The sequence below is a fragment of the Micromonospora sp. CA-248089 genome (assembly GCF_050948515.1).
GTDB lineage: Bacteria > Actinomycetota > Actinomycetes > Mycobacteriales > Micromonosporaceae > Micromonospora.
Genome location: NZ_CP192016.1, coordinates 4,650,323 through 4,675,884, shown reverse-complemented (window position 1 = coordinate 4,675,884; position 25,562 = coordinate 4,650,323). Strand labels below are relative to the sequence as shown.

At 74.9% G+C, this 25,562-nt stretch carries 20 protein-coding genes; 11 read left to right on the top strand and 9 right to left on the bottom strand.

Annotated elements, in window-relative coordinates; genetic code table 11:
- Nucleotides 1-56: 56 nt before the first annotated feature.
- Genes ACQP26_RS21805 through ACQP26_RS21795 form a run of 3 tightly spaced genes read right to left on the bottom strand, consistent with a single transcriptional unit; the run spans nucleotide 57 to nucleotide 1,821 of the window.
- Nucleotides 57-611: a GNAT family N-acetyltransferase gene (locus ACQP26_RS21805; protein ID WP_120568805.1), complete on the bottom strand. Its 555-nt coding sequence runs from the start codon at nucleotides 609-611 to the stop codon at nucleotides 57-59.
- Complete coding sequence (locus ACQP26_RS21800; protein ID WP_269704876.1) at nucleotides 608-1,336, bottom strand: monooxygenase; 729 nt, start codon at nucleotides 1,334-1,336, stop codon at nucleotides 608-610. The genes ACQP26_RS21805 and ACQP26_RS21800 overlap by 4 nt, the downstream gene beginning before the upstream one ends.
- Complete coding sequence (locus tag ACQP26_RS21795; RefSeq protein ID WP_269704877.1) at nucleotides 1,333-1,821, bottom strand: YbaK/EbsC family protein; 489 nt, start codon at nucleotides 1,819-1,821, stop codon at nucleotides 1,333-1,335. Before ACQP26_RS21795 ends, ACQP26_RS21800 begins: the two co-directional genes overlap by 4 nt.
- A 530-nt stretch (nucleotides 1,822-2,351) precedes the next feature.
- On the opposite strand from ACQP26_RS21795, the gene ACQP26_RS21790 reads away from it, so the two are divergent.
- From ACQP26_RS21790 to ACQP26_RS21750, 9 genes are all read left to right on the top strand, one after another.
- A complete protein-coding gene (locus tag ACQP26_RS21790) occupies nucleotides 2,352-2,855 on the top strand; it encodes an SAV_6107 family HEPN domain-containing protein (protein WP_269704878.1) in 504 nt (167 codons plus the stop codon).
- 138 nt (nucleotides 2,856-2,993) lie between these two features.
- Complete coding sequence (locus ACQP26_RS21785; protein WP_281577177.1) at nucleotides 2,994-3,755, top strand: hypothetical protein; 762 nt, start codon at nucleotides 2,994-2,996, stop codon at nucleotides 3,753-3,755.
- On the top strand, nucleotides 3,752-5,572 hold the full coding sequence (locus ACQP26_RS21780; protein WP_433493862.1) for a DNA polymerase Y family protein: 1,821 nt from the start codon (nucleotides 3,752-3,754) through the stop codon (nucleotides 5,570-5,572). The genes ACQP26_RS21785 and ACQP26_RS21780 overlap by 4 nt, the downstream gene beginning before the upstream one ends.
- A 93-nt stretch (nucleotides 5,573-5,665) precedes the next feature.
- Nucleotides 5,666-9,016, top strand: coding sequence for an error-prone DNA polymerase (locus tag ACQP26_RS21775; RefSeq protein ID WP_433493861.1), 3,351 nt, complete (start codon nucleotides 5,666-5,668; stop codon nucleotides 9,014-9,016).
- Between the two features lie 96 nt (nucleotides 9,017-9,112).
- Entirely contained in the window at nucleotides 9,113-9,292 is a 180-nt protein-coding gene (locus ACQP26_RS21770; RefSeq protein ID WP_269704882.1) for a hypothetical protein, read from the top strand.
- Between the two features lie 31 nt (nucleotides 9,293-9,323).
- On the top strand, nucleotides 9,324-10,055 hold the full coding sequence (locus tag ACQP26_RS21765; protein ID WP_281577179.1) for a methyltransferase domain-containing protein: 732 nt from the start codon (nucleotides 9,324-9,326) through the stop codon (nucleotides 10,053-10,055).
- Nucleotides 10,052-11,227 carry an alkaline phosphatase family protein gene (locus ACQP26_RS21760; RefSeq protein ID WP_433493860.1) on the top strand — a complete coding sequence of 392 codons (1,176 nt, stop codon included), beginning with the start codon at nucleotides 10,052-10,054 and terminating at the stop codon, nucleotides 11,225-11,227. Before ACQP26_RS21765 ends, ACQP26_RS21760 begins: the two co-directional genes overlap by 4 nt.
- Nucleotides 11,228-11,443: 216 nt before the next feature.
- Nucleotides 11,444-12,703, top strand: coding sequence for a DNA polymerase IV (locus ACQP26_RS21755; protein ID WP_433493859.1), 1,260 nt, complete (start codon nucleotides 11,444-11,446; stop codon nucleotides 12,701-12,703).
- Nucleotides 12,704-12,818: 115 nt separating this feature from the next.
- Nucleotides 12,819-13,220, top strand: coding sequence for a DUF3040 domain-containing protein (locus ACQP26_RS21750; RefSeq protein ID WP_128139017.1), 402 nt, complete (start codon nucleotides 12,819-12,821; stop codon nucleotides 13,218-13,220).
- A gap of 675 nt (nucleotides 13,221-13,895) precedes the next feature.
- Here ACQP26_RS21750 and ACQP26_RS21745 read toward each other — a convergent pair.
- From ACQP26_RS21745 to ACQP26_RS21735, 3 genes are read right to left on the bottom strand one after another with little or no spacing between them, the layout of a single operon-like run.
- On the bottom strand, nucleotides 13,896-16,361 hold the full coding sequence (locus ACQP26_RS21745) for a transglutaminase TgpA family protein (protein ID WP_433493858.1): 2,466 nt from the start codon (nucleotides 16,359-16,361) through the stop codon (nucleotides 13,896-13,898).
- Nucleotides 16,362-16,377: 16 nt separating this feature from the next.
- Nucleotides 16,378-17,676 carry a DUF58 domain-containing protein gene (locus ACQP26_RS21740; RefSeq protein ID WP_433493857.1) on the bottom strand — a complete coding sequence of 433 codons (1,299 nt, stop codon included), beginning with the start codon at nucleotides 17,674-17,676 and terminating at the stop codon, nucleotides 16,378-16,380.
- 1 nt (nucleotide 17,677) lies between these two features.
- Nucleotides 17,678-18,733, bottom strand: a complete 1,056-nt coding sequence (locus ACQP26_RS21735; protein ID WP_269704888.1) for an AAA family ATPase — start codon at nucleotides 18,731-18,733, stop codon at nucleotides 17,678-17,680.
- A gap of 397 nt (nucleotides 18,734-19,130) precedes the next feature.
- Between ACQP26_RS21735 and leuS the strand changes: the two genes are divergently transcribed.
- Complete coding sequence (leuS, locus tag ACQP26_RS21730) at nucleotides 19,131-21,971, top strand: leucine--tRNA ligase (RefSeq protein WP_433493856.1); 2,841 nt, start codon at nucleotides 19,131-19,133, stop codon at nucleotides 21,969-21,971.
- A gap of 88 nt (nucleotides 21,972-22,059) precedes the next feature.
- Here the strand turns inward: leuS and ACQP26_RS21725 are convergent, their stop codons facing one another.
- Genes ACQP26_RS21725 through ACQP26_RS21715 form a run of 3 tightly spaced genes read right to left on the bottom strand, consistent with a single transcriptional unit; the run spans nucleotide 22,060 to nucleotide 24,735 of the window.
- A complete protein-coding gene (locus ACQP26_RS21725) occupies nucleotides 22,060-22,779 on the bottom strand; it encodes a TVP38/TMEM64 family protein (RefSeq protein WP_433493855.1) in 720 nt (239 codons plus the stop codon).
- Nucleotides 22,776-23,498 carry a type 1 glutamine amidotransferase gene (locus ACQP26_RS21720; RefSeq protein ID WP_013287612.1) on the bottom strand — a complete coding sequence of 241 codons (723 nt, stop codon included), beginning with the start codon at nucleotides 23,496-23,498 and terminating at the stop codon, nucleotides 22,776-22,778. Before ACQP26_RS21720 ends, ACQP26_RS21725 begins: the two co-directional genes overlap by 4 nt.
- Nucleotides 23,488-24,735, bottom strand: coding sequence for a MurT ligase domain-containing protein (locus tag ACQP26_RS21715; RefSeq protein ID WP_128138608.1), 1,248 nt, complete (start codon nucleotides 24,733-24,735; stop codon nucleotides 23,488-23,490). The genes ACQP26_RS21720 and ACQP26_RS21715 overlap by 11 nt, the downstream gene beginning before the upstream one ends.
- Nucleotides 24,736-25,090: 355 nt before the next feature.
- On the opposite strand from ACQP26_RS21715, the gene mraZ reads away from it, so the two are divergent.
- The gene (gene mraZ, locus ACQP26_RS21710) at nucleotides 25,091-25,522 is read left to right on the top strand and encodes a division/cell wall cluster transcriptional repressor MraZ (protein WP_013287610.1); all 432 of its coding nucleotides are present in this window, start codon (nucleotides 25,091-25,093) and stop codon (nucleotides 25,520-25,522) included.
- Nucleotides 25,523-25,562 lie beyond the last annotated feature (40 nt).

The window sequence follows — 25,562 nt, the reverse complement described above, 5'->3', positions numbered from 1 at the left end:
TGTGCCGCTTTTCGTTCGCGACTGCGGGGCTCGCAAACCCGGCTCGCTCCTCGCGCTCACGGGGCGTCCGGCGGGGGCAGCGGCAGGTCCCGGCCGAGCACGCCGAACGGCCGTTCGTCGCCGGGGAAGTGGAAGTGACGCAGCACGTCGACGAAGCCGAACCGGCGGTACAGCCGCCAGGCTCGGGACTTCTCCTCGTCGGCCTCCGGCGTGGACAGCAGCGTGGTGTCGCCCTCGGCCACGGCGAGCAGCGCGCGCAACTGGCGGGCGCCCAGGCCGTGCCCCTGCGCGGGCGGGCGGACGTGCAGCTCGACCACCTCGAACGGGTGCGCCAGCCAGCGCTGCCGGTCCTGCGCGTTCAGCGCCCGGTGCACCTGGTCGTGCCACCACTGCCCGGTGGCGCCCCGGTAGCCGTACCCGAAACCGGCCAGGTGCCCCTCGCTGGTGAGGCTGGCGACGGCGCGGAAGCCGGGCCGGCGTACGTGGGTGGCGATGTAGCCGCGGCGGGCCTCCAGCAGGTCGGGCCGGTAGCCCATCGCCTCGCCGTAGACGGCCACCACGTCGTCCAGCCGCCGGACCAGGTCGTCCGGTGTCCACCGCACCAGCCTCATGCGTGCCCTCTCGCTGTCTCCGGGTCGCCCTCGGCGGCCCAGCCGAGCACCGTACGGTCGCCGGCCACGTCGCCCACCGCGAACCGCGCGAACAGTTCCTCCGCGTACCAGCCCTCGGTGGGGGTGCGGGTGATCGCGGCGCGGTGCTCCGGGGAACGGTACGCGAACGCGACCAGGTCCGCCGGGTCGCGCCACACGCTCACCGTGCCCTGCCAGCCCAGCGGCGCCTCCCCGACGCCGAACCGGGCGAGCAGCCCGGGCGCGGCGTGCAACTCGGCGGCGACCGGCGGGATCGCCCGCCAGAACGTGGCCGCGCGGCGGGCCCGCAACCGGGCCCGGGTCAGCGCCAGCACCGGCCCGGTGACCCGCCCGCCGGACGGTGCGCCGAACGGCTCCCGGCCGGACCATTGGCCGCGGCTGGTCAGCGGGCGCAGGTCCACCCGTACCGTGGCGCGCGCGATCCGGGCCCAGGACCGGGCGACGGGGGAGGCGTCGAAGCCGGCCGCGTCGGCGGGGGAGTCCCAGACCACGAGCGCGGCCCACCGGGTCAGGTCGGCGTCGCCGGGGCCGAAGCCGGTGCCGGTTCCGGTGCCGAGCAGCTTGGCGAAGCGGACGCCCGGCAGCCGGCGCAGCCGGGCCGGGTGGGTGGCCATCCGGGTCAGCACACCGGGTACGGCCCGCCGGGGCACACGCCACACGTGCAGCGTGACGAGTCCGGGGTTCACGCCACCTCGGCCGGGGCGCCGGCGGTGATCCGCAGCAGTTCCGCGTACGTGGTGGGGAACACCGCCCGGGGTACGCCACCGGCCGCCCACACCTCGTCGTACCCGGCCAGGGCGGTGTCGACGACGGTGCGCAGCGGCGCGGGGTGGCCGACCGGGGCGACGCCGCCGATCACCTGCCCGGTGTGCCGTTTGACGAACTCCGGGGTGGCCCGGCGCAGCCGGGTCACGCCCAGCGTGGCGGCCAGCCCGGCGGTGTCCACCCGGTGCGCGCCGGAGGTGAGCACCAGCAGCGGCGCGTCGTCCGCGTCGAAGATCAGCGAGTTGGCGATGGCACCGACGGCGACGCCGAGCGCCTCGGCCGCCGCGGCCGCGGTGTGCACCGCCTCGGGCAGCAGTCGGACGAGGCTGGCCTCGCCCGATCCGTTCCGCGCGCCCGCGTCGTCGAGCGCGCGCTGCACCGCCTGCACGTTCGGGTGTGGCTGCATCCCCCCATTCTTCCCCCACCCCGGCGCGGCCCCGCCGGGGGCCGTCACCCTCCCGCGCGTCCCCGGCGCGTCACACGTTGCGTTTTCGTCGGTGGGGAGGTGTACTGTCAGGGTAGTTAGAACGAGTGTTCGATTCCGGCTCGACGTCAGGTTCGGCTTGAACGGTAAGTGGCTCAGCTCCCCGGCTGGCCCGGCCTGATCCGAGCCGGTCGCGCACTCGTCGAACGCTCCGGAAGCGGTGTTTCGCGGCACCGGCTTCCGGGAGGTGCGGCACCGCGGGCCGCACCGGGTCTCGGACAGTCGCGAGTCCGGGCCCGTCAGGCAGGTCGTCGTCCGCCGCCCACGACCCCCGGGCGGCGGACGACGGACCCGCCGGCACGCCGGCCGGGTGTGGGTGTGGGGAAGCGTCCACATCCGGCCGGCCGCCACCCTGCAAGGTGCGTCTTCCTCCGCACCGACCGCTCCGGGCGACCGGGCGACGTTCCCCGTCGCGCGACCGCCCGCCCCGGCCACACGCGGAGGAGAGACCCATGCCGACCAGTCCGGCCCAGGCGCCCACGGTGCCCGCGCACGTGCTGCCGCACCGCACCCCCGCCCAGTTGCTCGCGGTGGCCCGCGACGGGCTGGCCGAGGCATCCCGCACCCGTCCCGACGGCCTCCGGTACGCCGCCGCCCACCTCGCGGCGCTGCGCGCCGCCGCCGCCGTGCTCGCCGCCCGGGCCCGCCCCGCGCCCACCAAGCGGCACCGGATCACCAGTGTCTGGGTGCTGCTCGCCACCATCGCCCCCGAGTTGGACGAGTGGGCCGCCTACTTCGCCGCCGGCGCGAGCAAGCGGGCCGCCGCCGAGGCCGGCATCCCCCGCGTGGTCACCGCCCGGGAGGCCGACGACCTGCTGCGCGCCGCCGAGGAGTTCGTGACGGTGGTGGAGACCGCACTCGGCCTGGCGCACCAGCCGGCGCTCGACGGCCTGCCCCGACCGCTGCGGCTCGGCGCCTCCGGCTCCCCGCCCCGTCCGGGAGCAGCCGCCGCCTGATTCGTGGCGCCCGGCCACCACCGGCGGGACCCCGGGTGGCCGGGCGCCGCACCACGGCACACGCGTGCCGCGCACGACACGATCCACAGCACCATCCACGGGCGGGCCCGTGGCGAAACACGACGGGGGGTTGGTCCGATGGCGGGCCGCATGGTGGTCGGTTCCGCCGCTCTGGCGGATCTGGTCCGGCCGGCGAGCGCGCCCGACCCGGCCGGCGGCCACCGGGTGCTGCCCGTGCGGGCCGAGCTGACCGGGCTGCTGCCCAACCGCGGCCTGCGGCGCGGCAGCACCGTCGCGGTCGGCGCCGGCCAGCCCCGGCGCAGCGGCGCCACCTCGCTGATCCTCGCGCTGCTCGCCGAGGCGTCCCGGGCCGGCTCGTGGTGCGCGGTGGTCGGCGTACCCACCTTCGGGGCCGGCGCGGCGGCCGAGGCGGGCATCGCCCTGGACCGGCTGGCCCTGGTGCCCGACCCCGGGCCGGAGTGGCCCACAGTGGTCGCCGCGCTCATCGACGGGGTCGACGTGGTGGTCACCGCCGTGCCGGCCACCGTCTCCGCCTCGGTCGCCACCCGGCTGGCCGCCCGGGCCCGGCAGCGTGGAAGCGTGCTCGTCCCGTACGGCAGGTGGGACGGCGCGGACGTCACGCTCCAGGTGGTCCGGGGCGTCTGGCAGGGGCTCGGCCCCGGCCGCGGGCGGCTGCGCCGCCGTGAGGTGACAGTGTCGGCCCGGGGGCGGGGCGCCGCCGCCCGCCCCAAGGAGATCAAGGTGTGGCTGCCCGGCGACGAGCTGACCCGGGTGATCCCCCGCTCGGCCGGGCTCGGCGCACCGTCCGCCGCGCCGTCGCGGCGGCTGCGTGTGGTGGCCCCACCCGCCCGTACGCTCACCGCGGCCGGGCCGGCGTGAGCGGCGTACCGCAGCGGACGCTGCTGCTCTGGTGCCCGGACTGGCCGGTCCTGGCCGCCGAGATCGTCGACGGGGTGCCCGCCACCGACCCGGTCGTGGTGCTGCACGCCAACCGGGTGATCGCCTGCTCCGAGCGGGCCCGCGCCGAGGGGATCCGGCGCGGGCTGCGCCGCCGCGAGGCGCAGGGGCGCTGCCCGCACCTGACGGTGGTCGACCACGACCCCGGCCGGGACGTGCGGGCGTTCGAGCCGGTGGTGGCCGCCGTGGAGGAGGTGGTCGCCGGCGTCGAGGTGATCCGGCCCGGCGCCTGCGCGACGGCGGCCCGGGGGCCGAGCCGCTACCTCGGCGGTGAGGAGGCGGCAGCCGAGCGGATCGTGGAGCACGTCGCGCAGAGTTGCGCGGTGGAGAGCCAGGTCGGCATCGCCGATGGGGTGTTCGCGGCCGGGCTGGCCGCCCGGGAGGGCCGGATCGTGCCCCCCGGCGGCACCCGCGAGTTCCTGGCCGCCCGGCCGGTCGAGGCGCTCGGCCGGCCCGCGCTGGCCGACCTGCTGCGCCGGCTCGGTGTGCGTACCCTCGGCGAGTTCGCGGCGCTGCCCGCCGGGGACGTGCTGGCCCGGTTCGGTTTCGACGGGGCGCTGGCGCACCGGCTCGCCGGTGGCCGGGACGACCGCCCGCTGGCGGTCCGGCAGCCGCCCGCCGACCTCACCGTCACCGCCGACTACGACGAGCCGGTCGACCGGGTCGACGCCGCCGCGTTCGCCGCCCGCACGCTCGCCGAGCGGCTGCACGAACGGCTGGCCGGGTACGGGCTGGCCTGCACCCGCCTCGGCATCGAGGCGGTCACCGCACACGGCCAGGAACTGCACCGGGTCTGGCGGCACGACGGCCTGCTCACCGCAGCCGCCATCGCCGACCGGGTACGTTGGCAGCTCGACGGCTGGCTCTCCGGCAGCAACGGCCGGGGCGGGACACGTCCGGCCCGCCCCACCGCCGGAATCGTCCGGTTGCGACTGGTGCCGGACGGGGTGCTCGCCCAGGCGGGCCTGCAACCCGGGCTGTGGGGGGAGGCCGGTGAGGAGCGGGAGCGGGCGCACCGCGCGCTGAGCCGGGTACAGGGCATCCTCGGTCCCGAGGCGGTGGTCACCGCCGTGCTCGGCGGTGGGCGTTCCCCGGCCGACCAGGTGCGCCTGGTGCCGTGGGGCGACGAACGGGTGCCCGCGCGTCCCGGCCCGCCACCCCTGCCACCCGCCGCAGCGTCCCCGGTTCCGGCGTCCCCGGCCGGTCCGTCCCCGACCCCGGTCCCGGCAGCGTCGCCGCCCTCGACCGCATCGCCGTCCCGGGCCCCGGTCCCGGCCGGGCCGTCGTCTCCGGCGGCGTCACTCGTCCCGGTCGTCGGGGCCGCTCCGGGTGCCGCGTCCGCCCCGGTCGCCGTACCCGATGCCGGGATGCGGACCGGGCGGCGGACCCGGCGGGGCCGGACGGTGGCCGAGCCGCCGTGGCCGGGGCGGATTCCGCCGCCGTCGCCGGCCGTGGTGCTGCCCACCCCGTTGCCGGCCGACGTGCGTGACGCCGCCGGGGAGCCGGTCGTGGTGAGTGCCCGGCTGGCGGTCAGCGCGGCGCCGGCCCGGCTCACCGTCGGCGACGGCCGCCCGGCCGAGATCACCGGGTGGGCCGGTCCGTGGCCGGTGGACGAGCGCTGGTGGGCGCCGGCCGAGGCGCGCCGCCGGGCCCGGTTCCAGGTGTGCCTGGCCGACGGCGCCGCCCTGTTGCTCGCGGTCGAGGGCGGGCAGTGGCTGGTGGAGGCGATCTATGACTGAGCGCCGGGGAAGATCTTGGAAGGAAAGCGCCCCTCCGGGGGCCGTTTCGTACCAAGATCTCGGGCGGCCGGGTGCGGGGCGAGGCGGGCGTCGGTGAGCTTCCACAACCCGAAGATGCCGTGGTCCAAGCTGGAGCAGGTGCTCTCCGGGCGGGCCAAGGGCGAGCGGCACCTGCACGTGGTCGACCCGCTCGCTGTCGACGCCGACGGCGGCGACTCCCCGGCCTGGAGCCGCAAGCGCCAGGAGTACCGGCCGCCGGAGCTGGCCCGCCCGGACGGCGTGGTGCCGTACGCGGAGCTGCACGCGCACTCCAACTTCAGCTTCCTCGACGGCGCCAGCCACCCGGAGGAACTGGCCGAGGAGGCGGCCCGGCTCGGCCTGACCGCGCTCGCCGTCACCGACCACGACGGCTTCTACGGTGTGGTGCGCTTCGCCGAGGCGGCCCGCGCGCTGCGGCTGCCGACGATCTTCGGCGCGGAACTGTCGCTCGGGCTGCCCGGCCCGCAGAACGGCGAACCCGACCCGCTCGGCCGGCATCTGCTGGTGCTGGCGCACGGCCACGAGGGGTACGCGCGCCTGGCCGCCACCATCTCCCGGGCCCAGCTGCGCGGCGGGGAGAAGGGCCGCCCGGTCTACGGCGAGCTGGAGGAGATCGCCGCCGAGCTGCGCGACCACGTGCTGGTGCTCACCGGCTGCCGCAAGGGGCATGTGCCCGCGGCGCTGCTCACCGAGGGCGTCGACGCGGCGGCCCGGGAGCTGGACCGGCTCACCGCGTTGTTCGGCGCGGAGACGGTGGCGGTGGAGCTGACCGACCACGGCCATCCGATCGACGCCGACCGCAACGACGCGCTCGCCGACCTGGCCGCCGCGGCCGGGCTGCCCACTGTGGCCACGAACAACGTGCACTACGCCACCCCGGGCCGGCGGCGGCTGGCCACCACAGTCGCGGCGGTCCGGGCCCGGCGCAGCCTCGACGAGATCGACGGCTGGCTGCCCGCCGCGGCCACCGCCCACCTGCGCAGCGGCGCGGAGATGGCGGCGCGGTTCGCCGCGTACCCGGGCGCGGTGGCGCGGGCCGCCGAGTACGGCGCGGAACTCGCCTTCGACCTGCAGCTCGTGGCGCCGAAGCTGCCCGCGTACCCGGTGCCGCCCGGGCACACCGAGATGAGCTGGCTGCGCCGGCTGACCATGGACGGCGCCCGGGAGCGCTACGGCCCGCCCGAGGCGCACCCGGAGGCGTACGCGCAACTGGAACACGAGCTGCGGATGATCGAAGATCTCGGGTTCCCCGGCTACTTCCTGGTGGTCTACGACATCGTCGCGTTCTGCCGCGCGCAGGACATCTACTGCCAGGGCCGGGGCTCGGCGGCCAACTCGGCGGTCTGCTACGCGCTGCGCATCACCAACGTGGACGCGGTCCGGCACCGGCTGCTGTTCGAACGGTTCCTCGCCCCCGAACGCGACGGCCCGCCCGACATCGACGTGGACATCGAGTCCGACCGCCGGGAGGAGGTGATCCAGCACGTCTACGCCCGCTACGGCCGGGAGCACACCGCCCAGGTCGCCAACGTCATCTCGTACCGGCCCCGGTCGGCGGTGCGCGACGTCGCCAAGGCGTTCGGTTTCTCGCCCGGCCAGCAGGACGCCTGGAGCAAGCAGATCGACAGGTGGGGCTCGGTCGCCGCGGTCGACGTGGCGGACATCCCCGAGCAGGTGGTCGCGTACGCCAACGAGCTGCAGACGTTCCCCCGGCACCTGGGCATCCACTCCGGCGGCATGGTGATCTGCGACCGGCCGGTGATCGAGGTGTGCCCGGTGGAGTGGGGCCGGATGCCCGGCCGCAGCGTGCTCCAGTGGGACAAGGACGACTGCGCGGCCGTCGGCCTGGTCAAGTTCGACCTGCTCGGCCTCGGCATGCTCTCGGCGCTGCACTACGGCTACGACCTGATCGGCTCCCGCCTCGACCTGGGCGACATGACGCTGGACGACCCCGAGGTCTACGACATGCTCTGCCGGGCCGACTCGGTGGGCGTGTTCCAGGTGGAGAGCCGCGCCCAGATGGCCACGCTGCCGCGGCTCAAGCCCCGCGAGTTCTACGACCTGGTGGTGGAGGTGGCGCTGATCCGGCCCGGTCCGATCCAGGGCGGCTCGGTGCACCCGTACATCCGGCGCAAGAACGGCCAGGAGCCGGTGACGTACGCGCACCCGCTGATGCGCAACGCGCTGGAGAAGACGCTCGGCGTGCCGCTGTTCCAGGAGCAGCTCATGCAGCTCGCCATCGACCTGGCCGGGTTCGACGCGGCCGGCGCCGACCAGCTGCGCCGGGCCATGGGGGCGAAGCGGTCGGTGGAGCGGATGGCGCAGATCGCCGACCGGCTCTACGCCGGGATGGCCGAGCGGGGCATCACCGGCGAGCTGGCCGACGACGTCTACCGCAAGCTCACCGCGTTCGCCAGCTACGGCTTCCCGGAGAGCCACGCGATGAGCTTCGCCTACCTGGTGTACGCCAGCTCGTGGCTCAAGCGCTACCACCCGGGCCCGTTCCTGGCCGCGCTGCTCAACGCCCAGCCGATGGGTTTCTACTCGCCGCAGACGCTCGCCGACGACGCCCGCCGGCACGGCGTGGAGGTGCGCCGGCCGGACATCAACGCCAGCGGCGCCAAGGCGGTGCTGGAGTCCACCCCGCAGACCCGGTGGGGCAGCGTGCCGGGCGAGCCGCCGCACGCCTGGGGGCTGGGCGGCCCGGCGGTACGGCTCGGGCTGGGCAGCGTCCGTACCCTCGGCGAGGACGTGGCCGAGCGGATCGAGGCGGAACGCGCCGCGCACGGGGCGTACCGGGACATGCCGGACCTGGCCCGCCGCGTCGGTCTCACCGCCGCGCAGCTGGAGGCGCTGGCCACCGCCGACGCGTTCGCCTGTTTCGGGCTGACCCGGCGGCAGGCCCTCTGGGCCGCCGGCGCGGCGGCTCAGGACCGGCCCGGCCGGCTACCCGGCACGGTGACCGGCGCGGATCCGCCGACCCTGCCCGGCATGGCCGCGGTGGACCGCCTGGTCGCCGACGTCTGGGCCACCGGCCTGTCCCCGGAGAGCCATCCGGCCCGGTTCATCCGGGATCGCCTCGACGAGCTGGGCGCGGTGCCGATCGCCCGGCTCGGTCAGGTGCCGCCCGGGCAGCGGATCCGGGTCGGCGGGATCGTCACCCACCGGCAGCGCCCGGCGACCGCCGGTGGCGTCACGTTCATCAACCTGGAGGACGAGACCGGGATGCTCAATGTCACTTGCTCCCCGGGGTTGTGGCAGAGATACCGTCGAGTCGCCCGCACCAGTGGAGCACTTGTGGTGCGGGGCCGGCTGCAGCGGCACGAGGGCGTCACGAACCTCACCGCGGACCGGCTGGACGCGATCGAGCCCCCCGTCACACCGGCATCCAGGGATTTCCGTTGATGGAGTGATCCACATTACGGTTTCCGTGAGCCGGAGGCGGGAGACTCCCGACGCGGGTGGGCAGAGTGGCCCACCCGGGGTATGGGGGATGAACAGATGACCTTTCACCGCACGTACGCCGGCGGCGTAGCCAACGTCCGACGGACCCGCCTCGGCGCCGACTGGGCGCCCACCCACGAGGCCGAGCCGCGGGAATACCAGGTGACCGACGGCCCGGTGGCGAACGACCAGCGCTCCCGCGCCGAGGACGACCCCGCCGGCGGCGGCGAGTCCTGAACCCGGGCCGGGGGGTGACTAGGCTCGGCCCGTGGAGCAGATCCGAACCCTCACCCCCCGCACCGCCGTCATCTGGTCGGTGCTCCGGGCCGAGCTGGACCGGCGGGCCGGCGAACGACTCTCCGTGCTCGACGTCGGCGGCGGGACCGGCGGCTTCGCCGTCCCGCTCGCCGAGGCCGGTCACCGGGTCACCGTCGTCGATGCCAGCCCCGACGCGCTCGCCGCGCTGACCCGCCGGGCCGCCGAGGCCGGGGTCGCCGATCGGGTACGCGCGACGCAGGGCGACGCCGACGCGCTCACCGGCCTCGTCGAACCGGCCACCGTGGACCTGGTGCTCTGCCACTCCGTCCTCGAGGTGGTCGACGACCCGGAACCGGTGATGTCCGCGCTGGTCACCGCGTTGCGACCGGGCGGCGCCGCGAGCGTGCTCGTCGCCGGCCGGGCCGCCGCCGTGTTCGGCCGTGCGATGAACGGGCAACTGGACGCCGCCGCCGCGCTCGCCGCCGATCCGCGCGGCACCACAGGCGGCCGGGACACGCTGCGCCGCCGCTACGACGCCACCGACGCGACCGCGCTGCTCACCGCCGCCGGCCTCGTCGTGGAGGAGATCCACGGGGTACGGGTGCTCGCCGACCTGCTCCCGGCCGCGGTGGCCGACGGGCAGCAGGCCGCCCTGGTGGAACTGGAGCGCGCCCTCGCCGCCCGGTCCCCGTACCGCGATCTCGCCGCCCAGCTGCACCTGTTCGCCCGCCGCCCGGCATGACCGGCCCGGTTCCCGATCCGGCGCCCGGCCCGCTGGACCGGGTGGCGCCCCGCTACGACGGCGGCGCCCTGACCGACGTGCTGCCCAGCGCGCTGGCGCTGCTCGGCGTACCGGGCGCGGCCGATCGGCTCGGCCTGACCCCGCGCCTGGCCGGGGTACGCCGGATCGCGGTGCTGCTCGTCGACGGCCTCGGCTGGTACCAGATCCCCACCGCCGCCCCGTACGCCCCGACACTCGCCGGCCTGGCCGCCACCGCCGGCCGGCCGCTCACCACCGGCTTCCCGTCCACCACCCCGACCAGCCTGGTCAGCCTCGGCACCGGCACCCCGTCGGGCGCCCACGGCGTGCTCGGCTTCACGGTCCGGGTGCCCGGCACCGACCGGGTGCTCAACCACATCGACTGGACCGGCGACCCGGACCCGGCGAGCTGGCAGCCGGTGCCCACCTGGTACCAGCGGGCCCGCGCGGCCGGCGTCGCGGTGACTGTGGTCAGCCGCCCCGAGTTCGCCGGCAGCGGCCTGACCCTCGCCGCCAACCGGGGCGGCGACTACCGGGGCGCGGCCGGCGTGGACGCGCTCGCCGCCCGGATGCTGGCGGCGCTCGCCGCCGGGGACGGTCCCGCGCTCGTCTCCGGCTACCACCCCGACCTGGACCGGCACGGGCACCTCAGCGGCGTCGACTCCGCGCCCTGGCGGACCGCCGCCACCGCTGTGGACGCGCTGCTGGCCCGGCTCGTCGACGGGCTGCCGCCGGACGCCGCGCTGCTGGTCACCGCCGACCACGGCCAGCTCGACGTGCCCGCCGGGCACCGGATCGACCTGGACACCGACCCCCGGCTGCGAACCGGGGTACGGGTGGTCGCCGGCGAGCCCCGGGTCCGCTACCTGCACGTCGAGCCGGGTGCCGAGGCCGACGTGGTGGCCGCCTGGACCGAGGTGCTGGGCCCGGCCGCGCAGGTGCTGACCCGGGCCGAGGCGGTGGCGACCGGCTGGTTCGGGCCGGTGCCCGAGGCACACCTGAGGCGGATCGGCGACGTGGTGGTGGTGTGCCGGGACACGTACGCCGTGGTCGCGACCCGTTCCGAACCGCCGATGGCGTCGCGGCTGGTGGCGTACCACGGCGCGGACACCGCCGCCGAGATGACAGTCCCGCTGCTGGTGGTCCGGGGCTGACCCCGGTTCGCCCCTGCCTCCGCGCCGCGGCCCCGGTCGGCCCTGCCTCCGCGCCGCGCCCCTGGTCGGCCCTGCCTCCGCGCCGCGCCCCTGGTCGGACCCGCCTCGTCCGGGGCCGGTGGGCGGTGACCGCCGGCCCGCGTCTGGTCCGGGGCCGGTGGGCGTCGCCGCGGGCCGGGCGGTGGGGTTGTCGGACCGGCGGGCTAGCCTGCTGGCATGGGCCGCAGCCAGTCGTTGCCCCGAGGCGGTGACCCGCGCTTCGGGCCGGACGCCGACGACACCGGCTGCACCATCCTGCACGTCGACATGGACGCGTTCTATGCCTCCGTGGAGGTGCGCCGCCGCCCCGAGCTGCGCGGGCAGCCGGTGGTGGTGGGCGGCGTCGGCCCGCGCGGCGTGGTCAGCTCCGCCAGCTACGAGGCCCGGCGGTACGGCGTCCGCAGCGCGATGCCCACCGCCCGCGCCCGGGCCCTGTGCCCCGGCGCCGTCTACCTCCCACCCGACTTCGCCGCCTACACCGAGGCGTCGCGGGCGGTGATGCGGATCTTCCGGGACGTCACCCCGCTGGTCGAGCCGCTCTCGCTGGACGAGGCGTTCCTCGACGTGGCGGGCGCCCGACGGCTGTTCGGCCGGCCCGCCGACATCGCCGCGCTGATCCGCCGCCGGGTCGCCGAGGAGCAACAGCTGACCTGTTCGGTGGGCGTGGGGCCGAGCAAGTTCGTGGCCAAGCTCGGCTCCACCCGGGCCAAGCCCGACGGCCTGCTCGTGGTCCCGGCCGCCCGGGTGCTGGACTTCCTGCACCCGCTGCCGGTGTCCGCCCTGTGGGGCGTGGGGGAGCGCTCCGCGGACGCGTTGCGCCGCCTCGGCCTGCGCACCGTGCGCGACCTCGCCGAGGCGCCGGCCGGCCTGCTGCGCCGGGCCGTGGGCGAGGCGTCCGCCGCCCACCTGCACGAGCTGGCCTGGGGGCGTGACCCGCGCGGGGTCACACCCGAGCAGGTGGAGAAGTCGATCGGCGCGGAGGTCACGTTCGACACCGACGTGACCGACCCGGCCGAGATCCGGCGGTCCCTGCTCGCGCTCGCCGACAAGGCCGGTTCCCGGCTGCGCGCGGCCGGGCAGGTGGGCCGTACGGTGTCGCTCAAGGTCCGTTTCGCCGACTTCCGGACGATCAGCCGCTCCCGCACGCTCGCCGTGCCCACCGACACCGCCCGGGAGATGTTCGACACGGCCTGGGCGCTCTGGGTCGCGCTCGCCCCCGGCGAGCCGGTTCGGCTGGTCGGTGTCCGGATGGAAGGTCTCGCCCCCGCCGGGGAGACCCCGCAGCAGCTCACCCTCGGTGCGCCCGAGCGCGGCTGGCGTGAGGCGGAGGCGGCGGCCGACGCGGCGGCCGCCCGATTCGGGCGGTCCGTCATAGGTCCGGCCAGTCTTCTCGGCCGTCGTGATACACGACAAGTCGAAAAACCGACCCGGCCGTAGGTCGTCCCGCTTTCCGACGCGCGGGGGCCCTCGTAGACTTGCGGGTAAGCAGCCGGTTGGCTGCCACGGTCTGTCGGCCCGCCCGGGCCGACCAACGTGACCGGGGAGGAGTGCCGTGCCGCTCTCGGAGCACGAGCAGCGGCTGTTCGAGCAGATCGAGCGGTCGCTTGCCGAGGACCCCAAGTTCGCCTCGGCCGTGCGCGCCAGCGACCCGCGTTTCCACGCGCGGCGTCGCGTGCTCGTCGCTGCCGGCGTGGTCGTCGCTGGTCTGGCCCTGTTGATCTACGGTGCCGTGATCAAGATTCCCGCGGTGGCCGTGGCGGGTTTCGTCGTCATGCTGGCCTCGTTGGGCTACGCGGTGCAGTCGCACCGCCGATCCCAGTCGCCCGACCTGCACGTGGTCGGCGGCACAACGAGCCGGCGTCGTCCCCGTGGCCGCAGTGGTGGTGGTCGCCGGGGCTCCTTCCTCGACCGGATGGAGGACCGCTGGCGGCAGCGCCCGGAGGGCCACCGCTGACCGCGCCCCGCCCCTGACCAGGGGCGGGAAACCGGCGGTGCCTCCGTAGGCCGACGAGCGCCGCCGGCGCTACTTGCTGCCGGGGTGTTGTGGCGGCGAGGGCGAGGGCGCGCGCTCAGTCATGCCCACGATCGATCCCACCGCCCCGCCCCTAGGCGCGCCCCCCGCGGTCCGTCCCCCTCTACGCGCCTCATTCGCTACGTGGCGCCCCGGGCTGCCCGCACGCATGTGCACCGCCGCGCCCGGCTCGCGGTTCGCGGTTCGCGCCTCGGCGCCCCGCGAGCGCCTCCTCGAGGCTCATCAGCCCCCGCCCTCCGCCCCGCCCGCCCGCTCTCCCGCTCTCCCGCGCGATCTTGCACTTTCGGCCCGAGCGGTGCCCCGAATGTCCCGTTCACCCGGGCACAAACCGCAAGATCGCCGAGGCAAGGGGGCCTGCTCGGCCGGCCCGCCTCATCAGCCCATGCGCCGCGTATCGCGGGAGCCGTCGTAGATCTTGGTACGGAAGCGCCCTCACGAGGGCCATTTCGTACCAAGATCTACGACGCATCCGGCCAGAAGCGGTGATCAAGGAGTTTGTGTCTTCAGCGGGGCTGGATGTGGACACAAACTCCTTGATCACCGCCGGGGGCCGGGCGGGAGGGGACGGGGCGGGGCGGGGAGGGTGGGGAAGGGGGGTCAGCGGGCGGGGCGGCCGGCCAGGAGGCGGCGCGGGCTCCAGCGCGTCATCCGCTGCCGGATCTGACCGCTCGTGGTCACCGCTTTCGCCGACCGTTCGGCCAGGGCGGTACGCCAGCGTTGCAGCACCGACGGGGGCAGCAGCGCGGCCAGCAGGCGGGTACGGCGGTCCGCGCCCGCCGCCAGCGCGCCCCGGACCGTGCGCAGCGCCGGCTGCAACTCCGCTTCGGTCAGCGGGTCACGCGCGTAGCGGGCGCGTTCCTCGGCGCGGCCGAGCAGGCGTACCCCGGTCGCGGCGTCGCCTCTCTCGGCTAGCGCCTCCCGGGCCAGCCGCTCGGCGGTCGCGCGCGGGGTCTCCGTGCGGTCCACCCGGACGTGGAAGTCGACGAGCGTGTCGAGCAGCTCGTCCCAGGCGGCGTGCGCGTCGGCGCGGGCCGCCTCGGCGTCCACGCCGACCACGACCTCCCGCGTCTCGCCGCGCTGGCCCGGCACCGGCAGCGCGGTGGCCGCGGGTGTGACGGTCCGGACGCGACGGCGGCGGCGCAGGGCGGAGCGGCGCAGGGCCGGTACGGCGAGCAGCGCCAGCAGTGCCAGCGCACCGGCCAGCCACCACGGCCAGACGGGGCTCTCCTCAACGGGCGCGCCCTGGTCCAGCGTCAGGCCCTGGTCGGTGTCCTTGTCGAGCCGGTCGGCCTCGTTCGGCCCGGCCGACGGGCCGGCCGCGTCGGGAGCGGTGGTGCTGCCGGCCGAGGGGGTGACCTCCTCGGGGGCGTCGACGTCCGGCGCCCAGGCCGAACGGACCGAGCCCGTCACGGCCGCCGCCGGGGTGGCGTCGAACGGCACCCAGCCGATCCCGTTGAAGTTGACTTCGGTCCAGGCGTGCAGGTTGCGGTTGGTCAGCACGTACGTGCCGCTGTCGGCCTTGCTGCCGTTGGTGAACCCGACCGCCACCCGGGCCGGGATCCCGGCGGCCCGGACCAGCCAGGCCATCGCCGCGGCGTACTGCTGGCAGTAGCCGACCTTGGTGGCGAGGAAGTCGGTGATGTCCTCCCCGCTGCTGCCGTTGCGGGTGGACAGCGCGTAGGTGAAGCCGTTCTCCACGGAGAAGTAGTCGTAGATCGCCCGGACCTTGTCGTAGTCGTTCGACTTGCCCTTGACCAGTTCCGCGACCAGTTCCTCGACGGCCGGGACGGACGGCCGCTCGGTCTGCTGGCGCATCAGCGGGCTGTCCGAGGGCAGTGACCGGGCCGCGCGCAGCGCCGCCGGGCTGTAGGTGGACCGGACGTAGTCGAACGAGTAGTTCTTGCCGCGGGCGGTGTCCCGCTTGGAGAAGATGACCTGCTGGCTCTCGTCGTACAGCCAGTTGCCGTTGAGGTCGTCGGCCTTGACCGGCTCGGTGTAGACCGGCAGCAACGGCATGTTCAGGTTCTTCGTCACCTCGACGGTGGCGCGGTAGCGCTGCCGGTCGACGCCGCGCGGGGCGTTGTCGACCGGGTCGGACAGCGAACGGGAGATCGACTTCCCGGTCGGCACCCGCGCCTGGAAGCCGCTCGGCCGCAGGTCGTCCACCACGCCAAGGCGCAGGTAGAACGGGGCCGTCTCGTTGGTGCTGACCTTGACCAGATCGACTTCCTCGCTCTGGTTGAGCTGACCGCTGAGCGCCGCGAACAGGTCGACCCGGCCGGAGCTGCCGCCCTGGCCCGGCCGCCCGTTGCCCTCGCCGGGCCCGGCGCCGACGTTGTTCAGCAGCCCGCCGGTCATCCCGGGCACTGCGAGCGGCAGCGCCACCGCCGCGATCACACCGACCACCGCGAGCCGCCGTCCGGCGGCGGCGAGCGGGGACGCCTCCCAGACGTCGACGTCGCGGCCCTCGCCGGTGAACCGGCGGCCGAACCGGCGTACCCGGTCGACGTTGTCGGTGACCAGCAGCCAGAGGTAACCGGCAGCACCCACCACGAACGGGGTGGCCGGCACGCTGTCCACGTACACCGCGACCGGCACCGAGTAGATGGCGAGCATCGGCAGGCCGGCCAGCGCCGGCCGGCGCAGCCCGACCGCGAGCACGTCCACCACCACCGCCACCGCGCCGATGCCGAGCACCGCGAGGAACAGCAGCGAGTCGACGTCCGGCACCTGTACGCCGTACGAGCGCATGTCCTGCAGCGACGCCTGGAGCAGGTCGCCGAAGTGGCCGAACGTCGCCGGGGTCGGCACGAACGCGAGCAGTTCGGTGCCGCCGGGGAAGACCCAGGTCAGGCCCAGGGTCAGCCCGGCCAGCATGGCCAGCACCTGCCCCCACAGCGGTAGCCGGCCGAGACGGCTCAGCGCGGCCGAGCCGGCCACCACGGCGACCACGACGGCGGCCTGGATCAGCCAGGTCCAGCGCTCGAAGATCGCCGACAGCGGGGCCGCCGCCAGCAGCGTCGCCGCCGCGGCGACGAAGCCGATGTTGCGGTGCGGGGTCACAGGACCATCCCTCCGGTCATCGTCGTCCGCCGGCCACCGTCTCGGCCATGGCCGCCCGCAGCGCGAAGCCCTGCGAGCCCCGTCCGGCCTGCGGCCACAGCATCGGCAGCCGGGTGCCGTGCTCCACCCCGACGACCCGCCAGCCGCTCTGCAGCAGCGTGAGCGCGGCGGCGCCGTGTGCCCGCTCCGCCTCGGCCCGGGCGTTCGGCGGCAGGTTGAGCCAGGTGTTGCTGTCGAGCAGGAACGCCACGCAGGTGGCGCCGTTGCCGCGCAACCCGGCCAGCAGTTCCGCCTCGGCGGTGCCGAGCGTGCCGAGCAGCGCGATGATCAGGCCGCCGTCGGCCCGTTGCCGGACCTGCTGCACCAGCGTGGTGATCTCACCGCGCCGGTCCAGGTGCACGTCGGCGAGGTGGTCGAGAAGCAGTCCCTCACCGCCTGCCTCGGTGGCACCGACGTCGGCGCCGTTGCCGGTGACCAGCCGCAGCTTGTAGCCGGCCTCGCGCAGGTGCACGGCGATGCTGGCGGCCGCCGAGACCGCCCACTCGAAGCTCGCAGTCGGGCCCTCGCCCCGGTGCCCGCCGGCGCGGGTGTCGAGCACCACCGTGGCGCGGCTCTCCCACGGCTGCTCCTCGCGGCGCACCATCAGCTCGCCGGTGCGGGCGGTGGACTTCCAGTGCACCCGGCGCAGGTCGTCACCCATCCGGTACTCCCGGGTGGCGGCGTCGTCCTCGCCGTGCACCGCCACCGAGCGGGCCCGGCTGTCGCCGCTGCCGGCGTACTCGCCGGGAAGCCGCACCGACGGCAGCGGGGTGACCTGCGGGATCACCGTGAGGTGGTCGGTGCTGGGGAACGACCGGGTCAGCTCGCACAGCCCGAACGGGTCGGTCAGCCGGATCACCAGCGGGCCCACCTCGTAGCGGCCGCGCACGTCCGCGCGGACCGTGTACGCCACGGAGCTGGCCTGGTGCGCGCCGAGCCGCTCCAGCACCACCCGGGGCCGGCTGCCCAGCGCGTACGGCAGGCGGTCCTCCAGCAGCAGCGTGCCGGTGGGCAGCCGGGACAGGTTCTGCAACCGCAGCACCACCCGGGAACTGGCGCCGACCGGCACCCGGTGCGGCTCCAGCGACCGGTTGCAGGCCAGCTTGTAGCGGCTGCGCCCGACGTACGCGGCGGCCAGCAGCGGCAGCACGGCGAGCAGGACCGCCACCCGGAGCAGGTCCTTCTCGCCGAGGATGCCGGCGGAGATCGCGGCGGCCACCGCGGCCGCCAGGAAGGAGCGGCCGCGGGTGGTCAGCCCACGCAGGCCGTCGCGCACGTCACGGCCTCCGCGGCTCGTACGGCCCGCGGCCGTTGTTCGCGCCGCCGGGCCGGGTGTCGTACGGGGAGCGCTGCCGGTCGTGCGGGAGCGGCAGGCGGTGCACCAGCTCGGAGACGATCGCGTCGGTGGTGCGCCGGGCCAGCTGCGCGTCGGCGGTGGGGATGATCCGGTGCGCCAGCACCGGCACCGCGAGCACCTGCAGGTCGTCGGGCAGCACGTAGTCGCGGCCCTCCAGGGCGGCCACCGCGCGGGCGGTGCGCAGCAGCTGGAGCGTGGCCCGCGGGGACGCGCCCAGGCGCAGGTCGGGCGCCTCCCGGGTGGCGGTGACCAGGTCGATCGCGTACTGCTTGACGGCGTCGGCGACGTGCACCTGCCGGACGTGACCGATCAGCCGGCGGACGGTGGCCGCGTCGGAGACGGGCCGCAGCCCCGGCAGCGGGTCGGTGGCGCCGTGCCCGTCGAGCATGGCCAGCTCGGCGCGCGGGTCCGGGTAGCCCATGGCGATGCGGGCGGTGAACCGGTCGCGCTGCGCCTCGGGCAGCGGGTAGGTGCCCTCCATCTCGATCGGGTTCTGCGTCGCGATCACCATGAACGGCGTCTGCAACTGGTAGGTGACCCCGTCGACGGTGACCTGCCGCTCCTCCATGCACTCCAGCAGCGCCGACTGGGTCTTCGGCGAGGCCCGGTTGATCTCGTCGCCGACCACCAGGTTGGCGAAGACCGCGCCGGGGCGGAACTCGAAGTCGTGCGTCTCCTGGTTGTAGACGCTGACGCCGGTGACGTCGCTGGGAAGCAGGTCGGGGGTGAACTGGATCCGCCGGACCGAGCAGTCGATGGACCGGGCCATCGCCTTGGCGAGCTTGGTCTTGCCGACGCCGGGCACGTCCTCGATGAGCAGGTGGCCCTCGGCCAGCAGCACCGCCAGGGCGAGCCGGACGGTGGCGGTCTTGCCCTCGATGACCTGCTCGATGTTGGCCACGATGGCCTCGCTGGCGGCGCGGAACTCGTCGTGCGGCAGCAGACCGCCCACCTCGTCCCAGGTCTGTTGTGTCACGGGCCTCCTCCTCGTCGCCTGGACGGCAGCTCTTTATAGAGCACCTGGACCCGCCGTTGGGTTCGCGACGCCGAGCCACGTCTGCCGCAGTAATCTCACTGGCCTCTCAGGCTAACCATGTTTGTCGTTACTGCCGACTCCCGCAGGTGGTCGGTCGGTTACGCCCGGAATATTCGCCGGACCGGGGGACCGGCCGCCGAGGGTGGAACGGGCGCGCCGCCGCCGAGGGGTGCGAGGTACACTGCCTGCATGGCCGGGTTCTTCCTGCTTCTTACCGAGCCGTGTTGATGCGCTGAACGCGCGACAGCACGGCCGCCCCTCCTGCGCGAGGGGCTTTTTTGTGCCCGCAGCAGACCGCCCACAATTTTTTCGAATCGTTCCGCGCCGAGGAGACGCCATGAGTGAGGCAGCCGCACCGGCGACCGACATCCCCCCGTTCCGGTACACCGCCGCCCTGGCCGACGAGATCGAGCACCGCTGGCAGGACACCTGGGCGCGGGAGGGCACCTTCCAGGCGCCGAACCCGGCCGGTCCGCTGGCCGACCCCGGCCACCCGCGGGCGGGCGCCGAGAAGCTGTACGTGCTGGACATGTTCCCGTACCCGTCCGGCGCCGGCCTGCACGTCGGCCACCCGCTGGGCTACATCGGCACCGACTGCTACGCCCGCTACCAGCGGATGGCCGGGCGCAACGTGCTGCACGCGATGGGCTTCGACGCGTTCGGCCTGCCCGCCGAGCAGTACGCGGTGCAGACCGGCACCCACCCCCGGACCACCACCGAGGCCAACATCGAGCGGTTCAAGGCGCAGCTGCGCCGGCTGGGGCTGGGCCACGACGAGCGGCGTTCGGTGGCGACCATCGACACCGACTTCTACCGCTGGACCCAGTGGATCTTCCTGCAGATCTTCAACTCCTGGTACGACGCGGACGCGCGCAAGGCCCGGCCGATCGCCGAGCTGATCGCCGAGTTCGAGGGCGGCACCCGTGCCACCCCCGACGGGCGTCCGTGGGCCGAGCTGTCCGTGGGGGAGCGGCGGCGCGTCGTCGACGACCACCGGCTGGCGTACGTCTCGGAAGCGCCGGTGAACTGGTGCCCGGGCCTGGGCACCGTGGTGGCCAACGAGGAGGTCACCGCCGACGGCCGCTCCGAGCGCGGCAACTTCCCGGTCTTCAAGCGCAACCTGAAGCAGTGGATGATGCGGATCACCGCGTACGGGGACCGGCTGCTGGAGGATCTGGACACACTGGACTGGCCGGAGCCGATCAAGCTGCAGCAGCGCAACTGGATCGGCCGGTCGACCGGCGCGCACATCGACTTCCCGACGGACGCGGCCCCGGTGCGGGTGTTCACGACCCGGCCGGACACCGTCTTCGGCGCCACCTACATGGTGCTGGCGCCCGAGCACGAGCTGGTCGACGTGCTGACGCCGGCCGCCTGGCCGGAGGGCACGAAGGACGCCTGGACCGGCGGGCACGCCGGCCCGCGTGAGGCCGTCGAGGCGTACCGGAAGGCCGCCTCGGCCAAGACGGACGTGGAGCGGCAGGCGGACAGCAAGGAGAAGACCGGCGTCTTCGTCGGCGCCTACGCCACCAACCCGGTGACCGGCGGGCAGATCCCGATCTTCATCGCCGACTACGTGCTGGCCGGGTACGGCACCGGCGCGATCATGGCGGTACCCGCCCAGGACGAGCGGGACTGGGCCTTCGCCGAGGTCTTCGAGCTGCCGATCGTACGGACCGTGCAGCCGCCGGAGGGCTTCGACGGCAAGGCGTACACCGGGGACGGTCCGGCGATCAACAGCGCCGCGCCGGATCGCGGCATCGACCTGGACGGCCTGGGCGTGGCCGACGCGAAGGCGCGCATCATCGAGTGGCTGGAGGCCAACGGACACGGCGCCGGCGCGGTCACCTGGCGGCTGCGCGACTGGCTGTTCTCCCGGCAGCGCTACTGGGGCGAGCCGTTCCCGATCGTGTACGACGAGACCGGCGCGCCGATCGCGCTGCCCGAGTCGATGCTGCCGGTCGAGCTGCCCGAGGTGGAGGACTTCTCGCCGAAGACGTTCGACCCGGAGGACGCCGACAGCGATCCGGAGACCCCGCTGTCGCGGCGGCGCGACTGGGTGGAGGTGGAGCTGGACCTGGGCGACGGGCCCAAGCGCTACACCCGTGAGACCAACGTGATGCCGCAGTGGGCCGGCTCCTGCTGGTACGAGCTGCGCTACCTGGACCCGACCGACTCGCAGCGCTTCGCCGACCCGGAGAACGAGGCGTACTGGATGGGGCCGCAGCGTCCGGGGGACTGCGGTGGCACCGACCTGTACGTCGGCGGCGCCGAGCACGCCGTGCTGCACCTGCTGTACGCCCGCTTCTGGCACAAGGTGCTGTACGACCTGGGCCACGTCTCGTCGTTCGAGCCGTTCCGCCGCCTGTTCAACCAGGGCATGATCCAGGCGTACGCGTTCGTCGACTCGCGCGGCGCGTACGTGCCCGCCGAGGAGGTCGTCGAGGTCGACGGCCGCTGGTTCCACGGCGAGACCGAGGTCCGGCGCGAGTACGGCAAGATGGGCAAGTCGCTGAAGAACGTCGTCACCCCGGACGACATGTGCGCGGCGTACGGCGCGGACACGTTCCGGGTGTACGAGATGTCGATGGGCCCGCTGGAGGTGTCCCGCCCGTGGGACACCCGGGCCGTGGTCGGCTCGTACCGGTTCCTGCAGCGGGTCTGGCGTAGCGTCGTCGACGAGCGGACCGGCGAGCTGCGGATCACCGACGAACCGGCCGACGAGGCGACCCGGCGGCTGCTGCACAAGACGATCGACGGGGTCCGCGCCGACATGGACGGGATCCGCTTCAACACCGCCATCGCCAAGCTGATCGAGCTGACCAACGGCCTGACCCGGCTGGCGCGTACGCCGCGCGAGGTGGCCGAGCCGCTGGTGCTGATGGTGGCCCCGTTCGCCCCGCACATGGCCGAGGAACTGTGGCGCAAGCTGGGCCACGAGGACTCGCTGGCGTACGCGGACTTCCCGGTCGCCGACCCGGCTCTGCTGGTGGCCGAGTCGGTCACCTACCCGGTGCAGGTCAACGGCAAGGTCCGGGGCCGAATCGAGGTGCCGGCCGACGCGTCCGAGGAGACCGTCCGCGCGGCGGCGCTGGAGGCGGTCACGGGCGCGCTGGCCGGCAAGGAGCCACGCAAGGTCATCGTGGTGAAGGGCCGGATGGTGTCCGTGGTCGCCTGACCGGCGGCCGTGTGCCGGAGGCGCGTCCCGTACGCGGGGCGCGCCTCAACCCGCCGGCCGGACCGTGTCGGCCGCCTTCGCCGCCGGGTCAGCCGGCCGATCCGGCAGACCGGCGCCGTTCGGCCCGCCACCAGCGGTGGATGATCAGCACGCTGGCGATCAGGCCGAGGCTGGCCGGCGCGGCCGCGTACCAGTTGATCGAACCGGGCGTGGTCACCGCCGCGCCGATCGCCGCGTAGCCGATCGCGGTGGGGGCGGAGGCGATCACGCTGCCGGCCAGGAACGGCGCCACCCGGGCGGCGGTCGTGCCGTAGCCGTAGCTGACCAGCCCGAACCCGGCGATCGGCAGCAGCCGTACGGTGATCACGCCGAAGACGCTCTGCCGGGCGAACCAGCCGTCGAGGCGGGCCAGCCGGCCGCGTACCCGCTCGGCGACGAAGTCGCGGCCGAGCACCCGGCCCACAGTGAATCCGATGGCCGCCGCCAGCAACGCCGCGCCGAGCGCGTACGCGGCGCCCTGCACCGGGCCGAAGATCGCGCCCGCGGCCAGCGTGACGAACGTCCGCGGCACCAGCGCCACCAGCAGCAGCGCGCCGCCGACCACGGCGGCGGGCGGGCCGTAGCCGCCGAGCGAGTCGGCGAGCCGGGGCAGGTCGGCCGGGTCCGGCCGGGGCACCAGCAGCAGCGTCACGCCGAACCCGGCGAGCAGCAGGAGAAGCAGCCCGAACCGGCGCGCCGAGGGCTGCCGCAGCAACCCGGCGAGCCGGCGGGCCACCGGTCGCCGCCCCGGCCGGGCGGCGTCGGTCACGGCCTCGGTGCGGCGGCCACCGCGGTGCGGCGCTCGGAGCGGAGGCGGTCGGCCCAGGTGTCGTCGAGCGGCGGGAGCTGATGGATGCCGGTCGCCCAGCGCAGCAGCAGGTCCGCCAGGTCGGGGTTGCGCGCCAGCGCCGGCCCGTGCGAGTAGGTGCCGAGCAGCTTGCCCCGCCACGCGCCCTCGGTGGCGCCGTCGTTGCCGACGCCGGTGGTGACGCGGGCCAGCGGGGACACGCCCGGGCCGAGGTGGGTACGGCCGCCGTGGTTCTCGAACCCGGACAGGTGCGGGATGCCCAGCCGCGGGTCGACCTCGCCGGCCAGCTCGCCGACGGCCCGGGTGGGGCCGCGGTCGGAGGAGAGGTCGAGCAGCTCCAGGCCGGCGCACCGGGTGCCCTTGGCGAAGAAGGAGGTGCCGAGCAGTTGGTAGCCGGCGCAGACGCCGAACACCACCGAACCCTGGGCCACCGCCCGGTGCAGGCCGCCGTCGGCGATCAGGCGCTGGGCGCCGAGCGCCTGCGGGCCGTCCTCGCCGCCGCCGAGCAGGTAGATGTCGGCGGTGGCGGGCAGCCGCTGGTCGGAGCGGACCTCCAGCACCTCGACCGGCATGCCGCGCAGCTGGGCCCGGCGGGCCAGGATCAGCGCGTTGCCCCGGTCGCCGTAGGTGGACAGCAGGTCGGGATAGATCCAGACGATGCGCAGGCTCTCAGTTGACACGGTCCAGCTCCGCTCGGATGTCCTGGAAGGCGGTGTAGTTGGCGATGACCTCCAGCCGGCCCGGCGGGACCGCGCGGACGGCCTCGTCGAAGCTGCGGACGTGCTGGAACGGCACGCCGTTTACCTCCAGCCGCACCGCCAGGTCGTACGCCCGGTCGCCGGTGATCAGCACCTGCCGGCCGGTCAGCGGGGAGAAGTCCACGTCGAACAGCCAGGAGGTGTCCAGCCCGTCGGGGTCGCGGGCGTTGATGGACAGCAGTGTCGGCGCGACGTCGGCCATGTCGAACGCCTCCAGCCAGCTCGCCGGGTTCTTCGCCAGCAGCAGCCGGATGTTGCGCCCGTCGCGGTCCACCTGGGCGTAGCGGCCGGCCACCGAGGTGACGGTGCCGAGCCGGGACACCGCGTCCACCGGGCGTACGCCGAACTCGGCGGCGACGGCCAGGGCGGTGGCCGCGTTGCCGAGGTTGACCTTGCCGGGGAGCTGCAGCTGGATCTTGTGCCAGGCGCCGGTGGGGTCGAGCACACCGTCGTCCTCGACGGTCCAGTTCGGCTCGGGGCGGCGCAGCGGGCAGCCGGTGCACCACCACTGCTCGCCGGAGCGCTGGATGGTGGAGCCGCACTCGGGGCAGACCCAGGAGTCGTCGTGCCAGCGCTGCCCGGCGCTGAACCAGGTGACGTGCGGCGGCACGTGGCCCTGGGCCGGGTCGGCCGGCGGGCACGCGGCCCACACCACCATCGGGTCGTCGGCGTTGGCGACCACCCGTACCCGCGGGTGCCGGACCAGGGCGGCGCGCCAGAGCTGCGCCATCATGGCGACCTCCTTGGCGCGGTCGAGCTGGTCGCGGGAGAGGTTGAGCAGCGCCACCACGTGCGGCTCGGTCGCCTCCAGCACCTGGGCGAGGTAGTGCTCGTCCACCTCCAGCACCGCGTACGGGGTGCTGCCGGCCTTTGCGAGCGCCGAGGTGTGGCCGGTGGGCATGTTCGCGCCGAAGGAGTTGGTGGCGACCCGGCCGAGCACGCCGACCGCGGCGGTGGTGAGCCGGGTGGTGGTGGTCTTGCCGTTGGTGCCGGACACCAGGGCGATGGCGCGCCCGGCCGAGAGGTGGGCGAGCAGGTCCGGGTCGATCTTGAGGCCGATCCAGCCGCCGATCACCGAGCCGTCGCCACGGCCCGCAGCCCGCGACAGCGCCGCGGCGGTGCGCGACACGGAGCTGGCCACCTTTGCCCGCAAGGGCATCTTCGCGTCCGTCACGCGAGCGAGGTTACCGGACCACCACCTCCGCCAGATCGCGGCCGAGGGCGAACCGTTCGGCCGGGGAGGGCCCGGCGGACGGCCGGAGCGCGCAGGGCCGGACGGTGGCGGTCGATGTCGGGTAGCGGACGCTGCGCGGCCCTCCCCACCCCCTCCACTCCGCCCCACCCGCGTTGACGTGCGGTTTTGCGCGCGGAAACGCCACGCCACGCGGGCGAATCTGGTTGCAGGTGGAGGGAAGTGGAGTAGAGTGGGGCGCGATGGTGAGGCCGGGAGGGCCACACCGGCCCGGGGGGTCAGCGGCGCCGCGAACGCCGCTCAGGGCGAGGGGGTTGGGCCGATGTTCCTCGGCACCCACACTCCGCGCCTGGACGACAAAGGCCGGTTGATCCTTCCGGCGAAGTTCCGGGACGAACTGGCGGGGGGTGTCGTGATCACCAAAGGGCAGGAGCGCTGCCTCTACGTCTTCCCGATGCCCGAGTTCCAGCGGATCGCCGACCAGTTGCGCGCGCAGCCGATGACGAGCAAGGCGGCCCGGGCCTACAGCCGGGTCTTCTTCGCCAGCGCGCACGACGAGGTGCCGGACAAGCAGGGCCGGGTCACCATTCCCGGCCACCTGCGGTCGTACGCGGCACTGGACCGGGATCTGGTCGTGATCGGAGCGAGCACCCGGGTGGAGATCTGGGACAAGGCGGCCTGGGAGGCCTACCTCGCGGAGAGCGAAGACGACTTCGCCGACATCGAGGAGGGGGTGCTGCCCGGCGGTCTGTAGGGCGTGACGGCGCCCGACGTACTGCGAGATCTCCAGCCGC